The sequence below is a fragment of the Pseudomonas cerasi genome, assembly GCF_027983475.1.
GTDB classification, from domain to species: domain Bacteria; phylum Pseudomonadota; class Gammaproteobacteria; order Pseudomonadales; family Pseudomonadaceae; genus Aquipseudomonas; species Aquipseudomonas cerasi.
In genome coordinates, this window is sequence record NZ_JAQJVM010000003.1 from 524,666 (window position 1) to 540,040 (window position 15,375).

Genomic DNA, 15,375 nt, shown 5'->3' on the forward strand with positions numbered 1-15,375 from the left:
ATATAGGCCGCGGCACACTTTCGTGTTTAACTTCCGGCTCTTTCATCCATTTTGAAAAGGAACGTGTTTCATGGCTCAAGTGACCCTCAAAGGCAGCCCCGTTCAGGTCAGTGGCAACCTGCCTGAAGTCGGTAGCAAGGCACACGATTTCACGCTGGTTGGCGCAGGTCTTGCCGATAAGACCCTGGCGTCCTTCGCCGGCAAGCGCAAGGTATTGAACATCTTCCCGAGCGTCGATACGCCGACCTGTGCCACCTCGGTACGTAAATTCAACACCCAGGCCAATGATCTGAGCAACGCCGTTGTTCTGTGCATCTCGGCTGACCTGCCGTTTGCCCAGGCCCGGTTCTGCGGCTCCGAAGGTCTGGAAAATGTCCAGAACCTGTCCTCGTTCCGCAGCGCCGATTTTGCTCAAAATTATGGTGTTGCCATTGCAGACGGCCCGCTCACGGGTCTGACAGCACGCGCCGTGGTCGTTCTGGACGAGAACGATAAGGTACTGCACAGCGAACTGGTTGCCGAGATTGGCAGCGAGCCCAACTATGACGCTGCATTGGCTGTGCTGAAGTAACTTTCCGCAACCTGTCGACGGCCTGAATCCGCTCAGGCCGTTTTTTTTGTTTGTGCGTCATACGTTTATCCAAAGTAAGCGCTTGGTAAAGCCGCTTTGCTTGTAACGTAACTGTGCTTATTGTTCAGCCTTCTGAACAAACCCCCACCTGTAATGGTTGATTTATTCATGCAATTGTCTGGCTCCCGTAAATCCCGTCGCTGGTTGATCAGTTTGTTGGTCCTGTTGGTCATTGTTGCCTTGTGCTGGTGGTTCTGGCCTGCGTCCACTGCCGGCAAGGGGGCCGAGAGCAACAAGAAGCCGGCTGCAAGCGGCATGGCACGACCTGGCTTCGGCGGATCGGCTGTCGCGGTCCCGGTGCGTGTGGCCCCGGCTACCGAAGGTGATTTTCCGATCTACTACAAGGCGCTTGGCACCGTGACGGCAATGAACACCATCAATGTGCGCAGCCGCGTGGCGGGGGAGCTGGTCAAGCTTTATTTCCAGGAAGGGCAGATGGTCAAGGCCGGTGATCTGCTGGCTGAAATCGATCCGCGCAGCTATCAGGTGGCGTTGCAGCAGGCCGAAGGTACGCTGGCCACTAACCAGGCGCTGCTCAAGAATGCTCAGCTCGATGTGCAGCGTTACCGAGGCTTGTTTGCCGAGGACAGCATCGCCAAGCAGACCCTCGACACTGCCGAGTCGCTGGTCAATCAATACAAGGGCACGATCAAGACCAATCAGGCTGCTGTGGCTGACGCAAAACTGAGCCTGGACTTCACTCGCATCCGTGCCCCGATTGCCGGGCGTGTCGGCCTCAAACAGCTGGACGTGGGCAATCTGGTTGCCGCCAACGACACCACTGCACTGGTGGTGATTACCCAGACCCAGCCCATATCCGTGGCGTTCACGCTGCCTGAAAAGGACCTGTCGAAAGTCATTTCCCGCTACCGCACCGGCGACAAGCTGCCCGTTGAAGCCTGGGACCGTGGCGATACGAAGATGCAGGCCAGCGGCGTACTGGCCAGCCTCGACAACCAGATCGACGTGGCCACCGGCACACTGAAGTTCAAGGCGCGTTTCGATAACAGTGACGAGGTCCTGTTCCCCAATCAGTTCGTCAATGTACGGCTGCGCGCCGACACGCTGAAAAAAGTCACGCTCGTACCGACGGCGGCGGTACAGTTCGGCACCGACGGGACCTTTGTCTATGTGCTGGACGGTGACAAGAAGGTCAAACTCAAGCTGCTGAAGACCGGCCCGAGCGACGAGACATCCACGGTGATTACCGAAGGTCTGGCAGCCGGCGAGCGGGTGGTGCTCGAAGGTACCGACCGCCTGCGCGACGGTGCCGAAGTCGAAGTCGTCAACGACAGCAAGGAAGTGCCGGCCGGCCCGGCTCAGAAGCTGCAAGGCAAGCCTGACAGCAAGACCGACAAGTCGGCGGCGCTCGGCAAGGTGGAAAAACCAAGCGTATGAACATGTCACGCCTGTTCATCCTGCGTCCGGTTGCCACCACGCTGAGTATGTTGGCAATCGTCCTGGCGGGTCTGATCGCCTATACCTTGCTGCCTGTTTCGGCGTTGCCCCAGGTCGACTATCCGACCATCCGGGTGATGACCCTGTACCCGGGCGCCAGCCCGCAGGTGATGACCAGCTCCGTGACTGCGCCTCTTGAACGTCAATTCGGACAGATGCCCGGCCTGACCCAGATGGCCTCGACCAGCTCGGGCGGTGCGTCGGTCATTACGTTGCGCTTCAGTCTCGAAATCAATATGGATGTCGCCGAGCAGCAGGTGCAGGCGGCGATCAATGCGGCCACCAACCTGCTGCCGACCGATCTGCCGGCGCCTCCGGTCTACAACAAGGTCAACCCGGCCGACACACCGGTTCTGACCCTGGCGATCACCTCGAAAACCATGTTGTTGCCCAAGCTCAATGATCTGGTCGATACGCGCATGGCGCAGAAGATCTCGCAGATCAGCGGTGTGGGCATGGTCAGCATTGCCGGCGGGCAGCGGCAGGCGGTACGGATCAAGGTCAACCCGGAGGCGTTGGCCGCCAACAGTCTCAACCTGTCCGATGTACGTACCCTGATCAGCGCCTCCAACGTCAACCAGCCGAAGGGCAATTTCGACGGGCCGACCCGGGTTTCGATGCTGGATGCCAACGATCAGCTGAAGTCTCCGGAGGAGTACGCCAACCTGATTCTGGCTTACAAGGATGGCGCACCCTTGCGCCTGAAGGATGTGGCCGAAATCGTCAATGGTGCCGAAAACGAGCGGCTCGCGGCCTGGGCCAATCGGAGCCAGGCGGTGCTGCTCAACATTCAGCGTCAGCCGGGCGCCAACGTCATTGAGGTGGTCGACCGGATCAAGGCGTTGCTGCCGTCGATCACCGAAAACCTTCCGGCAGGGCTCGACGTCGTGGTCCTGACGGACCGTACGCAGACCATCCGTGCGTCGGTGACCGATGTTCAGCACGAACTGCTGATCGCGATCGTCCTGGTGGTGCTGGTCACCTTCCTGTTCCTGCGTCGTTTCAGCGCGACGATCATTCCCTCTATCGCCGTCCCACTGTCGCTGGTAGGCACGTTCGGCGTGATGTACCTGGCCGGTTTTTCGGTCAACAACCTGACGCTGATGGCCATGACCATTGCGACCGGTTTCGTCGTCGATGACGCCATCGTCATGCTGGAAAACATCTCCCGACACATCGAAGAGGGCGAGACGCCCTTGCAGGCCGCACTCAAGGGCGCGAAGCAGATCGGTTTCACCCTGATTTCCCTCACCCTGTCGCTGATTGCGGTATTGATCCCGCTGTTGTTCATGGCCGACGTGGTCGGGCGGCTGTTCCGCGAGTTCGCGATTACCCTGGCGGTCGCGATATTGATATCGCTGGTGGTCTCGCTGACCCTGACGCCGATGATGTGCGCGCGCTTGCTCAAGCGCGAGCCCAGGGAAGAAGAGCAGAGCCGTTTTTACCGGGCCAGCGGTGCCTGGATCGACTGGCTGATCGACATCTACGCGGGCAGACTGCGCTGGGTGCTCAAGCATCAGCCACTGACCCTGCTGGTTGCCCTGGCCACCCTGGCCTTGACTGTGTTGCTGTACATCGTCGTACCCAAAGGCTTTTTTCCGGTGCAGGACACCGGAGTGATTCAGGGTATTTCGGAAGCGCCGCAGTCGGTGTCGTTCGCAGCGATGAGCCAGCGTCAGCGGGCACTTGCCGACATCATTCTCAAGGACCCGGCAGTGGTCAGTCTGTCGTCCTACATCGGTGTCGACGGTGACAACGCCACGCTCAACAGTGGGCGCCTGTTGATCAACCTCAAGCCTCACGGGGCGCGCGACCTGACCGCGTCCGAGGTGATCCAGCGCCTGCAACCCGAGGTCGACAAGCTGTCGGATATCCGCCTGTTCATGCAGCCAGTGCAGGACCTGACCATTGAAGACCGCGTCAGTCGCACCCAGTATCAATTCAGCATGTCGTCGCCCGACGCCGAGCTGCTGACGCTGTGGAGCGAAAAACTGGTAGACGCGCTCGGCAAGCGGCCCGAGCTGACGGATGTGGCCAGCGACCTGCAGGATAAAGGTTTGCAGGTGTACCTGAACATCGATCGTGATGCGGCCAGCCGGGTCGGGGTCACGGTTGCGAACATTACCGATGCGCTGTACGACGCATTCGGTCAGCGCCAGATATCCACCATCTACACGCAGGCCAGCCAGTACCGCGTGGTGCTGCAGGCTGCGTCGGGCAGTGAACTTGGCCCGGCGGCGCTCGAGCAGATCCACGTCAAGACCACCGATGGCGCGCAGGTGAAGCTATCCAGCCTGGCAAGTGTCGAGCAGCGCCAGGCACAGTTGGCCATCGCCCACCTCGGGCAGTTTCCGGCGGTGATGATGTCGTTCAACCTGGCGCCCGATATTGCCTTGGGCAAGGCGGTGAAGGTGATCGAGGAGGTCGAGCAGGAGATCGGCATGCCGATCGGCGTGCAGACTCAGTTCCAGGGCGCTGCCGAAGCGTTTCAGGCTTCGTTGTCCAGCACGTTGCTGCTGATTCTGGCGGCGGTGGTCACCATGTACATCGTGCTGGGCGTGCTCTACGAGAGCTACATTCACCCGATCACCATCCTCTCGACCCTGCCGTCGGCAGCAGTGGGAGCCTTGTTGGCTCTGCTGATCAGCGGCAACGATCTGGGGATGATCGCGATCATCGGCATCATTCTATTGATCGGCATCGTCAAGAAGAACGCGATCATGATGATCGACTTCGCGCTCGACGCGGAGCGCAACCGCGGTGTTGCGCCCGAGCAGGCGATCTACGACGCGGCACTGTTGCGCTTCCGGCCGATTCTCATGACCACCCTGGCCGCATTGTTCGGCGCCATCCCGCTAATGCTCGCCAGTGGCTCCGGCGCCGAATTGCGGCAACCACTGGGGCTGGTGATGGTTGGCGGACTGTTGCTCAGTCAGGTGCTGACACTGTTCACAACGCCGGTCATCTACCTGTATTTCGACCGCCTTGGCCGTCGCTGGAGTCGCAAACCGGCTGACCCGGACCGACTGGAACGGGCTGACGCATGAACCTCTCAGCGCCGTTCATCAGTCGCCCCGTTGCGACCGTTCTGCTAAGCCTGGCGATCATGCTGCTGGGCGCGGTGAGCTTTCGCTTGTTGCCGGTGGCACCGTTGCCGAACATGGATTTCCCGGTGATTGTGGTCTCGGCCAGCCTCGCCGGTGCCAGTCCGGAAGTGATGGCGTCCACGGTGGCAACGCCGCTGGAGCGATCGCTGGGCAGTATTGCCGGTGTCAACACCATGACCAGCAATTCAAGCCAGGGCACCACGCGGATCATTCTGCAGTTCGATCTGAATCGCGACATCAACGGCGCCGCGCGGGAAGTGCAGGCGGCGATCAATGCCTCACGCAATCTGCTGCCCAGCGGTATGCGCAGTATGCCGACCTACAAGAAGGTCAACCCGTCCCAGGCGCCGATCATGGTCTTGTCGATGACGTCGACGGTGCTGGAAAAGGGCCAGCTTTACGACCTGGCGTCCACCATCCTGTCACAGAGCCTGTCACAGGTTTCCGGGGTCGGCGAAGTGCAGATCGGCGGCAGCTCGCTGCCTGCTGTGCGTATCGAACTGGAGCCGCAGATGCTCTCCCAGTACGGTGTATCGCTGGACGACGTACGCACTGCCATCACTGGCACCAACGTACGACGGCCGAAGGGCTTTGTGGAGGACGACCAGCATAACTGGCAGGTGCAGGCCAACGACCAGCTGGAAACCGCCGAGGATTATGCGCCGCTGATCATTCGCTACAAGGACGGAGCGACCTTGCGCCTGAAGGACGTGGCGAAAGTCAGCGATGCCGTGGAAGACCGTTACAACAGCGGATTCTACAACAATGACCGTGCCGTGCTGCTGGTCGTCAATCGCCAGGCGGGCGCCAACATCATTGAAACCGTGGCGCAGATCAAGGCGCAGTTGCCGGCGCTGCGAGCGGTGCTGCCGGCCAGTGTCAGTCTCAATATCGCGATGGACCGCTCGCCGGTGATCAAGGCGACGCTGCACGAAGCCGAAATGACCCTGCTGATTGCCGTGGTGCTGGTGGTGATGGTGGTGTTCCTGTTCCTCGGCAGTTTTCGCGCCTCGCTGATCCCCACCCTGGCGGTTCCGGTATCGCTGGTCGGCACCTTTGCGATCATGCACCTGTTCGGCTTCTCCCTGAACAACCTGTCACTGATGGCGTTGATCCTCGCGACCGGTCTGGTGGTGGACGATGCCATCGTTGTGCTGGAAAACATATCCCGGCATATTCACAACGGCCTCGACCCCATGAAAGCGGCTTTTCTGGGCGCCAAGGAGGTGGGGTTCACCTTGCTGTCGATGAACGTCTCGCTGGTCGCGGTGTTCATTTCCATCCTGTTCATGGGCGGTCTGGTCGAAAGTCTGTTTCGCGAGTTTTCCATCACCTTGTCGGTAGCGATCATCGTCTCGCTGATTGTGTCCCTGACCCTGACGCCGATGTTGTGCGCGCGTTGGTTGAAGCCACGCGAAGCCCATGGGGAAAACGCCTTTCAGCGCTGGAGCGAGCGGGTCAACGATCGAATGGTGGCAGGCTACGACCGCTCGCTGGGCTGGGTGATGCGGCATCGACGGCTGACGCTGCTCAGCCTGCTGGTTACCGTGGTGGTCAATATCGCGCTGTATGTGGTGGTGCCCAAGACCTTTCTGCCGCAGCAGGACACCGGGCAACTGATGGGTTTTGTTCGCGGTGACGACGGTCTTTCGTTTTCGGTCATGCAGCCGAAAATGGAGACCTTCCGCCTGTCGATTCTCGCTGACCCTGCGGTGGAAAGCGTTGCCGGTTTTATCGGTGGCAGCGGTGGCACCAATAACGCCTTCATGATCGTGCGCCTCAAGCCGATTGCCGAGCGCAAGCTGTCTGCCGAGAAAGTGGTCGAGCGCCTGCGCAAGAACATGCCGCATGTGCCGGGCGGCAGGTTGTTCCTGGCCCCGGATCAGGACCTGCAACTGGGCGGCGGTCGCGAGCAGACCAGTTCACAGTATCAATACATCGTGCAGAGCGCTGATCTGGGCAGTCTGCGTCTGTGGTACCCCAAGATTGTCGCAGCGCTCAAGTCGGTGCCCGAGCTGACCGCCATCGACGCACGGGAAGGGCGCGGGGCACAACAGGTGACCCTGGTGGTCAACCGTGACACGGCCAAGCGACTGGGTATCGATATGAACATGGTCACGGCGGTGCTCAACAACGCTTACAGCCAGCGCCAGGTATCGACCATCTATGACAGCCTCAACCAGTACAAGGTGGTGATGGAGGTCAATCCAAAATACGCCCAGGACCCGGTGACGCTGGAGCAGGTTCAGGTCATTACCGCAGACGGGCAGCGTGTACCGCTATCGAGCATCGCCCATTACGAGCGCAGCCTGGCCAATGACCGGGTATCGCATGACGGTCAGTTCGCGGCCGAGAACATCTCCTTCGATCTGGCCGAAGGGGCCAGCCTCGACAAGGCCACCGTGGCGATAGAACGGGCGTTTGCCGCCATCGGGCTGCCATCCGACATCATTTCCAAGATGGCCGGGACCGCCAACGCCTTCGCTTCCACGCAGAAGAGTCAGCCGTGGATGATCCTCGGTGCGTTGCTGGCGGTGTACCTGGTGCTGGGTATCCTCTATGAGAGCTACATTCATCCGCTGACGATCCTCTCGACGCTCCCGTCCGCAGGCGTTGGCGCATTGCTGACGATCTATGTGCTGGGCAGCGAATTCAGCCTGATTTCCCTGTTGGGGCTGTTCCTGCTGATTGGCGTGGTGAAGAAAAACGCGATCATGATGATCGACCTTGCCCTGCATCTGGAGCGCGAACAGGGAATGACGCCGCAAGAGTCGATTCGCAGCGCCTGCCTGCAGCGCCTGCGGCCCATTCTGATGACCACGATGGCCGCCATCCTGGGTGCCTTGCCGCTGCTGCTGAGTACCGCCGAAGGTGCCGAAATGCGCAAGCCGCTGGGTTTGACCATCATTGGTGGCCTGATCTTCAGCCAGGTCCTGACCCTCTATACCACCCCGGTGGTTTACCTTTATCTCGACCGTCTGCGCCATCGTTACAACAAATGGCGTGGCGTGCGCACCGATGCTGCTCTGGAAACTCCGCTATGACCGAACGCCTGGCATTCACCTCCCGCCCGACAGGGCTGATTCGTCCATTCGCGCTGGGGCTTTGCGTCGTGCTGCTCAGCGCCTGCGCTGTGGGTCCGGATTACCAGAAGCCGTCGATGGCCGCGCCCGCGCAGTTCAAGGCTGCGCAGGGCTGGCGTGCGGCCACGCCAAGTGACGGGATGGCCAAAGGTGCATGGTGGGAGGTGTACAAGGACCCGCAGTTGAACGCTCTGGTCGAGCGCCTCAACACCTCCAACCAGACAGTCGCCCAGTACGACGCGCAGTATCGACAGGCACAGACACTGGTGCGCAGCTCCAGGGCTGCCTTCCTGCCGACCCTCGACCTGACGACCGGCAAGACGCGCTCGGGGCAGGGCACTGGCACCTCGAACACCGGCACCAGTGCCTCGGGGATTCGCAACAGTTACAACGCGCAGTTGGGCGTCAGTTGGGAGGCCGACGTCTGGGGCAAGCTGCGTCGTGGGCTGGAAGCCGACACCGCCAATGCGCAGGCGAGTCTTGCCGACCTGGCGGCGATGCGCCTGAGCCTGCAATCGGAACTGGTGCAGAATTACCTGCAATTGCGCGTGATCGATGAACAGAAACGCCTGCTGGAGTCCACAGTGGATGCCTACCAGCGCTCCCTGACCCTGACGCAGAACCAGTACCGCGCCGGTATTTCCGGAAGTGATGCTGTTGCGCAGGCACAGACGCAACTGAAAAGTACCCAGGCCGATCTGATTGACCTGGCCTGGCAACGGGCGCAATACGAGAATGCCATCGCCGTACTGATGGGCATGGCGCCGGCAGACTTCAATCTGCCCGTCACCACTTCAATTCCGCAGTTGCCGCAAATCCCGCCAGGCCTGCCTTCGCAGTTACTCGAGCGCCGCCCTGACATTGCCGCAGCCGAGCGCTCGGTCATGGGCGCCAATGCCAACATCGGCGTGGCCAAGGCGGCTTATTATCCGGACTTCACGCTGAGCATGAGCGGCGGTTACAGCAGCAGTACCTTTGCCAACTGGATCAGCCTGCCCAACCGCTTCTGGTCGGTGGGCCCGCAGTTGGCGCTGACCCTGTTCGACGGCGGAAAACGTTCGGCCGAGGTCGATCGCACCGAAGCGGTGTATGACCAGACTGTCGCCCAGTACCGGCAGACCGTGCTGAACGGCTTCCAGGAGGTCGAAAACTATCTGGTTCAGCTCAAGGTATACGAGCAGGAAGCGGCGGTACGCCAGGAAGCGCTGGTCTCGGCTCGTGACTCGCTGCGCCTGACCAACAATCAATACAAGGCCGGGTTGATCGGTTACCTGGACGTCGTCAATGTCCAAGCCACCGCATTGAGCAACGAGCGCAGTGTGCTCAGCGTGCTGCAAAGCCGTTTGATTGCCAGCGTTCAATTGATCGCCGCACTGGGCGGGGGCTGGAATGCCGAGACAGGCCTGACGCTCCGGGAGTAAATATTTCGGGTTCAAACACACTTTTTCAGTGAGCTGTTCGCAGTAATCGGAAAAATAATAGCTATTCGCCATCTTTGCGACCAAGTGCCGCGACATTCTGCCGCGAATGCGTACAATCACCCGCACAAGATCGGCATGGACGCGCTCATTGGTTTCCAGGTGCGTTTATGTTGATTGGCAGTTACATCCCTTCACTCGTCGTAATCTCGATTCTCGTCGCTATTCTTGCTGCGTACACGGCCCTCGATCTGGTTGGCCGCATCGTCTCGGCAAGAGGCCGTGCCGTTCACGTATGGATCGCGGGAGGCGCGATCGCGATGGGCGTCGGTACCTGGTCAACGCATTTCATCGGTATGCTGGCGTTCGTATTGCCCATCAACCTTGGCTATGACGTGCCACTGGTGCTGCTTTCGCTGTTGATCGCCATCGGCTTTTCAGGGTTCGCCCTGTGGCTCGCCACCCAGCCGCGATTGCCCGCCCTGCAAATGAGCCTTGGGTCGTTGTTGCTGGGGCTTGGCATCAGCGCCATGCACTACACCGGCATGGCGGCCATGCGCATGCAGCCGGGGATTCAATACACGCCGTGGCTGTTGGTACTTTCGTTGGTGATCGCTGTCGCTGCGTCCGCGGCAGCACTGCGAATAGCCTTCCATCTTCGCCAGCGACGCCCCAGGGTCTACCTCCTACGCGCCTCGGCGGCACTGTTGCTTGGGCTGGCTGTCATTGGCATGCATTACACCGGTATGGCCGCTGCGAATTTTGCTGATGGCAGCTTTTGCGGGGCGCTGCCGCAGGGGCTGAGCAGCAACGGGCTGGACAGATTCGTGCTGGTCGCCAGCCTGTCGATTCTGGGGATTGCGCTGTTCAGCTGCATTCTCGATTCTCACCTGGAAACACGTACCGCGGTTCTGGCCGATTCCCTGACTGAAGCCAATCTGGAACTGACCCACTTGGCCCTGCATGACAACCTGACCGGTTTGCCAAACCGTGCGTTGTTGACGGAGCGCATTGATCGGGCAATGAAGAGGGCCAATGAGACGGGTGGGTGCTTTGCATTGATGTTCATGGACCTCGATGGCTTCAAACCGGTCAACGATGCATTCGGCCACCACACCGGCGACCTGCTGTTGCGGCAGGTCGCCTTGCGTCTTCGCAACAGCCTGCAGCGGCGTGACACGCTGGCAAGAGTCGGCGGCGATGAGTTCGTCCTGCTGGTGGAGCTTCAACACCCTGAGGATGCATTGGCCGTTGCCAGACGACAGGTCAACGAAGTCGGCAACCCGTTCACCATTGGTGAACATCAGTTGCAGATTTCACTGAGCATCGGCATCTGCATCTACCCGGGCAATGGCAGCACCCAGCATGAGCTTCTGATCAATGCCGACGCCGCTATGTACCACACCAAGGCTGCCGGCAAGAACGGCTACAGCTTTTTCGATGCGTCGATGAACAGTAACGCCCGCAATCAGCTGCAAATGTCGCAGGATTTGCACAAGGCGATCAAGCATCGACAGTTCTGTATCTATTACCAGCCCAAGTTCGATGCCATGACCGGACTGCCCGTAGGGGCAGAGGCGTTGTTGCGCTGGAACCATCCGGAACAGGGGATCCTCGCTCCCGACCTGTTCATCGCCATGGCAGAGAAAACCGGTCTGATCATTCAGATCGGCGAGTGGGTCCTGGATGAAGCCTGTCGGCAAATGCGTGAGTGGTACGCGCAGGGTTACTCGCACTGGCGCATTGCAGTCAACCTGTCAGCCTTGCAGTTCTGTCATTCCGGGCTGGTCACGGCAGTGGCGGACACACTGGCGCGGCATCAGTTACCGGCCAACTGCCTGACCCTGGAAATCACCGAAACCACTGCCATGCATGATGCGGATGCCAGCCTGGCGGTGTTGAGAAGGCTTTCGGAAATGGGTGTGGACCTGTCGATCGATGATTTTGGCACCGGTTACTCCAGCCTGATGTACCTGAAGCGATTGCCTGCCAATGAAATCAAGATTGATCGAGGCTTCGTCCGCGATCTGGAGCATGACACCGACGACGCTGCCATTGTTTCGGCCATCGTGGCGGTAGGGCAGGCGCTGAATCTGCGGATAGTCGCCGAGGGCGTCGAAACCGCCGTTCAGCAGCGTTTCCTGACTCATTTGGGGTGCCACTCGCTGCAGGGCTTCCTGCTGGGTTATCCGTTGCCGGCCCAGCAGTTTCTCGAAGAAATCCATGCTGCTGAGGCAAAAGCTGCGGTGGATGAGTCCGATACCGGGCAATCCGATTTCTGAAACGCACAGATGGCGCTGGACGGTAAAGGCTGGCACGATCTGAACCGGCTGGTTAACCTGCGAGGGTTGGCTGGATCCTGATGTCGGCCTTTAAAAAAACACGAGACACTCCATGGAAAAAGTCCTCATTATCACCGGTGGTTCGCGCGGGATCGGCGCTGCCGCGGCGCGTCTGGCCGCCTCACAGGGTTATCGGATCTGCATCAATTACCTGTCGGATCATGCCGCCGCCGAAAAGACCGCAGTCCAGGTAAGGGCGATGGGCGCCAGAGCGATCACCGTGCAAGCCGACGTCAGCAACGAAGATGAGATCATGCGGCTGTTTGCCCGGGTCGACGCCGAACTCGGTCGAGTCACTCATCTGGTCAACAATGCGGGCACCCTGGCGCAGGCTTCCAGAGTCGAGGACATGTCGGAATTTCGCATGTTGAAGATGATGATGAACAACGTCGTCGGCCCGATGCTGTGCAGCAAACACGCCTTGTTGCGCATGTTGCCGGCACACGGGGGGCACGGCGGCAGCATCGTCAACGTATCCTCGCTCGCGGCGCGCCTCGGCTCGGCAGGCGAGTACGTCGACTATGCGGCATCCAAAGGGGCACTGGACACTTTCACTATCGGACTTTCCAAAGAGGTCGCGGCGGAAAACGTGCGCGTCAACGCAGTACGTCCGGGTTTCATCTTCACCGACTTTCACGCCCTGAGCGGCGATCCGTTCCGCGTCAGCAAGCTTGAGGGTGCATTGCCCATGGGCCGTGGCGGTAACGCGGAGGAAGTGGCCGAGGCCATTCTCTGGTTGCTGTCGGACAATGCGTCGTATACGACTGGAACGTTCATCGATGTAGCGGGAGGGCGCTGAAGGCGTCCATGCTCGGACAGACGCCTTCAGATCCCGTTTACTGACTCGTCACACCGTAACCGGTGGCGCATTGGCAGGCGGGTCGCCGACTGGCGTTTCATTGGGTGGTGGCGTGGATGGCGGCGGCTCCTGTTCGGGGATTGGCTCGGGCAGGGCGGGGTCATCGATGTTTGGATCGGGTACTTCTACCGGATTGGGTAGGGTCATGGTTGCAGCCTCCTTGTCGACCCTGTTTACGACCGCCCGGCAGGGCCGATGATTCAATTGATTTGCTTCCCGCTACAGTCGCCTCGTTGATCCGCTCGCTGGCTGCTTCATCTCTGCGCACGACCACCAAACATCCTCAAAACCTTTGAACTTTACCCTCGTTGACCGCTCGGAACCTAGGCAGCGGAAATAGACGAGTCGCCAGCACAGTGCGATCGTACGCTGCCATACCGTCAATTTTTCCATTGCATGGAATGCACAGGAGCGTCCCTGGGGCGTGAGGAGTGATGCTCGATGAATGAACAGCCATACGGTCCGGATTCCCTGGCCACCGATGTCCCGCAAGCAACCCTTCCGCTGTCACTGACCCAGGCGCTGCAATTACCCCGCATCGTGATCGAAGACACGTTGCCGGTGATCGACGGTGGCCTGTTTGCGGCCAAGGCGATCATCGGGCAACCGGTTACCGTGACCAGCAAGGTCTATGCCGATGGGCACGACAAAATGGCGGTGAATATCCGCTGGCGTGCTGCCGATGAAGAACACTGGCACAGCGCGCCAATGCGCGAACTGGGCAATGACAGCTGGGTTGGTGAATTCACCCCGACCTCCGTAAGCCGTCATGTGTTTCGCCTCGAAGCCTGGATCGATCAGTTCGGCAGCTACCGCTATGAACTGGAAAAGAAGTTCGGCGCTGGCGTTCCTGTCGATCTGGAGCTGGAAGAGGGCCGCATTCATCTGGTCCACGCCGCCGAGCGCAGCCAGAACGAACAGCGCCAGCAGATCGAAAGTCTGCTGGGTCAGCTTGAACAGGGCGATAAAGACGAGAAAGTAGCGCTACTGTTGCACAGCGAAACCGCCAGCCTGATGAAGCTGGCCGACAATCAGGCCTTCCTGAGCCGCAGCGTCGAGTTCCCGCTTGATGTCGAGCGTGAGCTAGCACAGTTTGCCAGCTGGTACGAGCTGTTTCCCCGTTCGATGACCGACGATCCGGCGCGCCACGGCACATTCAACGACGTCCATTCGCGTCTGCCGATCATTCGCGACATGGGCTTCGACGTGCTGTATTTCCCGCCGATTCATCCTATCGGCCGTGCCCACCGCAAGGGGCCGAACAACTCCCTGACCGCCGGACCTGATGATCCGGGCAGCCCGTATGCAATTGGCAGCGGGGATGGCGGCCATGAAGCCATTCACCCACAGCTGGGCAGCCGTGAAGATTTCCGTAACCTCGTGAAAGCTGCAGCCGACCATGGTCTGGAAATCGCGCTGGATTTCGCCATTCAGTGTTCCCAGGATCACCCGTGGCTCAAGCAGCATCCGGGCTGGTTCTCGTGGCGTCCGGACGGCACGATCCGTTATGCGGAAAACCCGCCGAAAAAGTATCAGGACATCGTCAACGTCGACTTCTACGCACCAGACGCCATCCCCGGCCTGTGGACGGAGTTGCGCGACATCGTTCTGGGCTGGGTCAACGAAGGGGTGAAAATCTTCCGCGTCGACAACCCGCACACCAAACCGCTGCCATTCTGGCAGTGGATGATCGGCGAAGTGCGCAGTCAGCACCCTGAGGTGATGTTCCTGGCCGAAGCCTTTACCAAGCCAGCAATGATGGCACGCCTGGGCAAGGTCGGTTACAGCCAGAGCTACACCTATTTCACCTGGCGTAACACCAAGGCGGAACTCTCCGAGTATTTCACCCAGCTCAATGAAGTCCCGTGGCGTGATTGCTATCGCCCGAATTTCTTCGTCAACACGCCCGATATCAACCCGCGCTTCCTGCATGAGTCCGGTCGCCCCGGGTTTCTGATCCGGGCGGCACTGGCCACTATGGGCTCCGGACTGTGGGGTATGTATTCGGGGTTCGAGCTGTGCGAAGCGGCACCAATCCCTGGCAAGGAAGAGTATCTGGACTCGGAGAAGTACGAGATTCGAGTTCGCGACTACGCGGCGCCGGGCAACATCATTGCCGAGATCGCTCAACTCAACCGCATTCGTCGGCAGAACCCTGCGCTGCAAACGCACCTGGGGCTGAAGCTGTATAACGCGTGGAATGACAACATCCTGTATTTCGGCAAGCGCTCTGCGGATGGCAGCAACTTCATTCTGGTTGCCGTCAACCTTGACCCGTACAACGCACAGGAAGCGGATTTCGAGTTGCCGCTGTGGGAAATGGGTCTGCCGGATGACGCCGCTACGTCGGGTGAAGACCTGATGACGGGGCACCGCTGGACCTGGTATGGCAAGTATCAGCACACGCGTCTCGATCCAGCTCAACCGTTTGGAATCTGGCGTATCCAGGCCGCGCAATAACACTCCCGAGGAGTCAA

The 15,375-nt window shown here is 59.9% G+C and carries 9 protein-coding genes; 8 read left to right on the forward strand and 1 reads right to left on the reverse strand.

The window, feature by feature from the left end; translation table 11 throughout:
• Positions 1-70: 70 nt before the first annotated feature.
• From tpx to PI739_RS18605, 7 genes are all read left to right on the forward strand, one after another.
• On the forward strand, positions 71-571 hold the full coding sequence (gene tpx, locus PI739_RS18575) for a thiol peroxidase (protein ID WP_003369437.1): 501 nt from the start codon (positions 71-73) through the stop codon (positions 569-571).
• 153 nt (positions 572-724) lie between these two features.
• Positions 725-2,029 carry an MdtA/MuxA family multidrug efflux RND transporter periplasmic adaptor subunit gene (locus PI739_RS18580; protein ID WP_054081468.1) on the forward strand — a complete coding sequence of 435 codons (1,305 nt, stop codon included), beginning with the start codon at positions 725-727 and terminating at the stop codon, positions 2,027-2,029.
• The gene (locus PI739_RS18585) at positions 2,026-5,136 is read left to right on the forward strand and encodes an MdtB/MuxB family multidrug efflux RND transporter permease subunit (RefSeq protein WP_054081467.1); all 3,111 of its coding nucleotides are present in this window, start codon (positions 2,026-2,028) and stop codon (positions 5,134-5,136) included. Before PI739_RS18580 ends, PI739_RS18585 begins: the two co-directional genes overlap by 4 nt.
• Entirely contained in the window at positions 5,133-8,240 is a 3,108-nt protein-coding gene (locus PI739_RS18590; protein WP_271352089.1) for an efflux RND transporter permease subunit, read from the forward strand. The genes PI739_RS18585 and PI739_RS18590 overlap by 4 nt, the downstream gene beginning before the upstream one ends.
• Entirely contained in the window at positions 8,237-9,700 is a 1,464-nt protein-coding gene (locus PI739_RS18595; protein ID WP_003369448.1) for an efflux transporter outer membrane subunit, read from the forward strand. The genes PI739_RS18590 and PI739_RS18595 overlap by 4 nt, the downstream gene beginning before the upstream one ends.
• Positions 9,701-9,867: 167 nt before the next feature.
• On the forward strand, positions 9,868-11,979 hold the full coding sequence (locus PI739_RS18600; protein WP_054081466.1) for a putative bifunctional diguanylate cyclase/phosphodiesterase: 2,112 nt from the start codon (positions 9,868-9,870) through the stop codon (positions 11,977-11,979).
• Positions 11,980-12,091: 112 nt separating this feature from the next.
• Positions 12,092-12,838: an SDR family oxidoreductase gene (locus PI739_RS18605; protein ID WP_054081465.1), complete on the forward strand. Its 747-nt coding sequence runs from the start codon at positions 12,092-12,094 to the stop codon at positions 12,836-12,838.
• 48 nt (positions 12,839-12,886) lie between these two features.
• On the opposite strand, the gene PI739_RS18610 is transcribed toward PI739_RS18605, so the two are convergent.
• Positions 12,887-13,045, reverse strand: coding sequence for a hypothetical protein (locus PI739_RS18610; protein ID WP_072366551.1), 159 nt, complete (start codon positions 13,043-13,045; stop codon positions 12,887-12,889).
• Positions 13,046-13,339: 294 nt separating this feature from the next.
• Here PI739_RS18610 and PI739_RS18615 point away from each other — a divergent pair, with 294 nt between their 5' ends.
• Entirely contained in the window at positions 13,340-15,358 is a 2,019-nt protein-coding gene (locus PI739_RS18615) for an alpha-1,4-glucan--maltose-1-phosphate maltosyltransferase (RefSeq protein WP_003434101.1), read from the forward strand.
• The last annotated feature ends 17 nt before the right edge of the window (positions 15,359-15,375 follow it).

Excerpts from the sequence above, each read along its gene's own strand:
- tpx (WP_003369437.1), top strand. The coding sequence starts at position 71 with ATGGCTCAAGTGACCCTCAAAGGCAGCCCCGTTCAGGTCAGTGGCAAC.
- PI739_RS18580 (WP_054081468.1), top strand. The coding sequence starts at position 725 with ATGGTTGATTTATTCATGCAATTGTCTGGCTCCCGTAAATCCCGTCGC.
- PI739_RS18585 (WP_054081467.1), top strand. The coding sequence starts at position 2,026 with ATGAACATGTCACGCCTGTTCATCCTGCGTCCGGTTGCCACCACGCTG.
- PI739_RS18590 (WP_271352089.1), top strand. The coding sequence starts at position 5,133 with ATGAACCTCTCAGCGCCGTTCATCAGTCGCCCCGTTGCGACCGTTCTG.
- PI739_RS18595 (WP_003369448.1), top strand. The coding sequence starts at position 8,237 with ATGACCGAACGCCTGGCATTCACCTCCCGCCCGACAGGGCTGATTCGT.
- PI739_RS18600 (WP_054081466.1), top strand. The coding sequence starts at position 9,868 with ATGTTGATTGGCAGTTACATCCCTTCACTCGTCGTAATCTCGATTCTC.
- PI739_RS18605 (WP_054081465.1), top strand. The coding sequence starts at position 12,092 with ATGGAAAAAGTCCTCATTATCACCGGTGGTTCGCGCGGGATCGGCGCT.
- PI739_RS18610 (WP_072366551.1), bottom strand. The coding sequence starts at position 13,045 with ATGACCCTACCCAATCCGGTAGAAGTACCCGATCCAAACATCGATGAC.
- PI739_RS18615 (WP_003434101.1), top strand. The coding sequence starts at position 13,340 with ATGAATGAACAGCCATACGGTCCGGATTCCCTGGCCACCGATGTCCCG.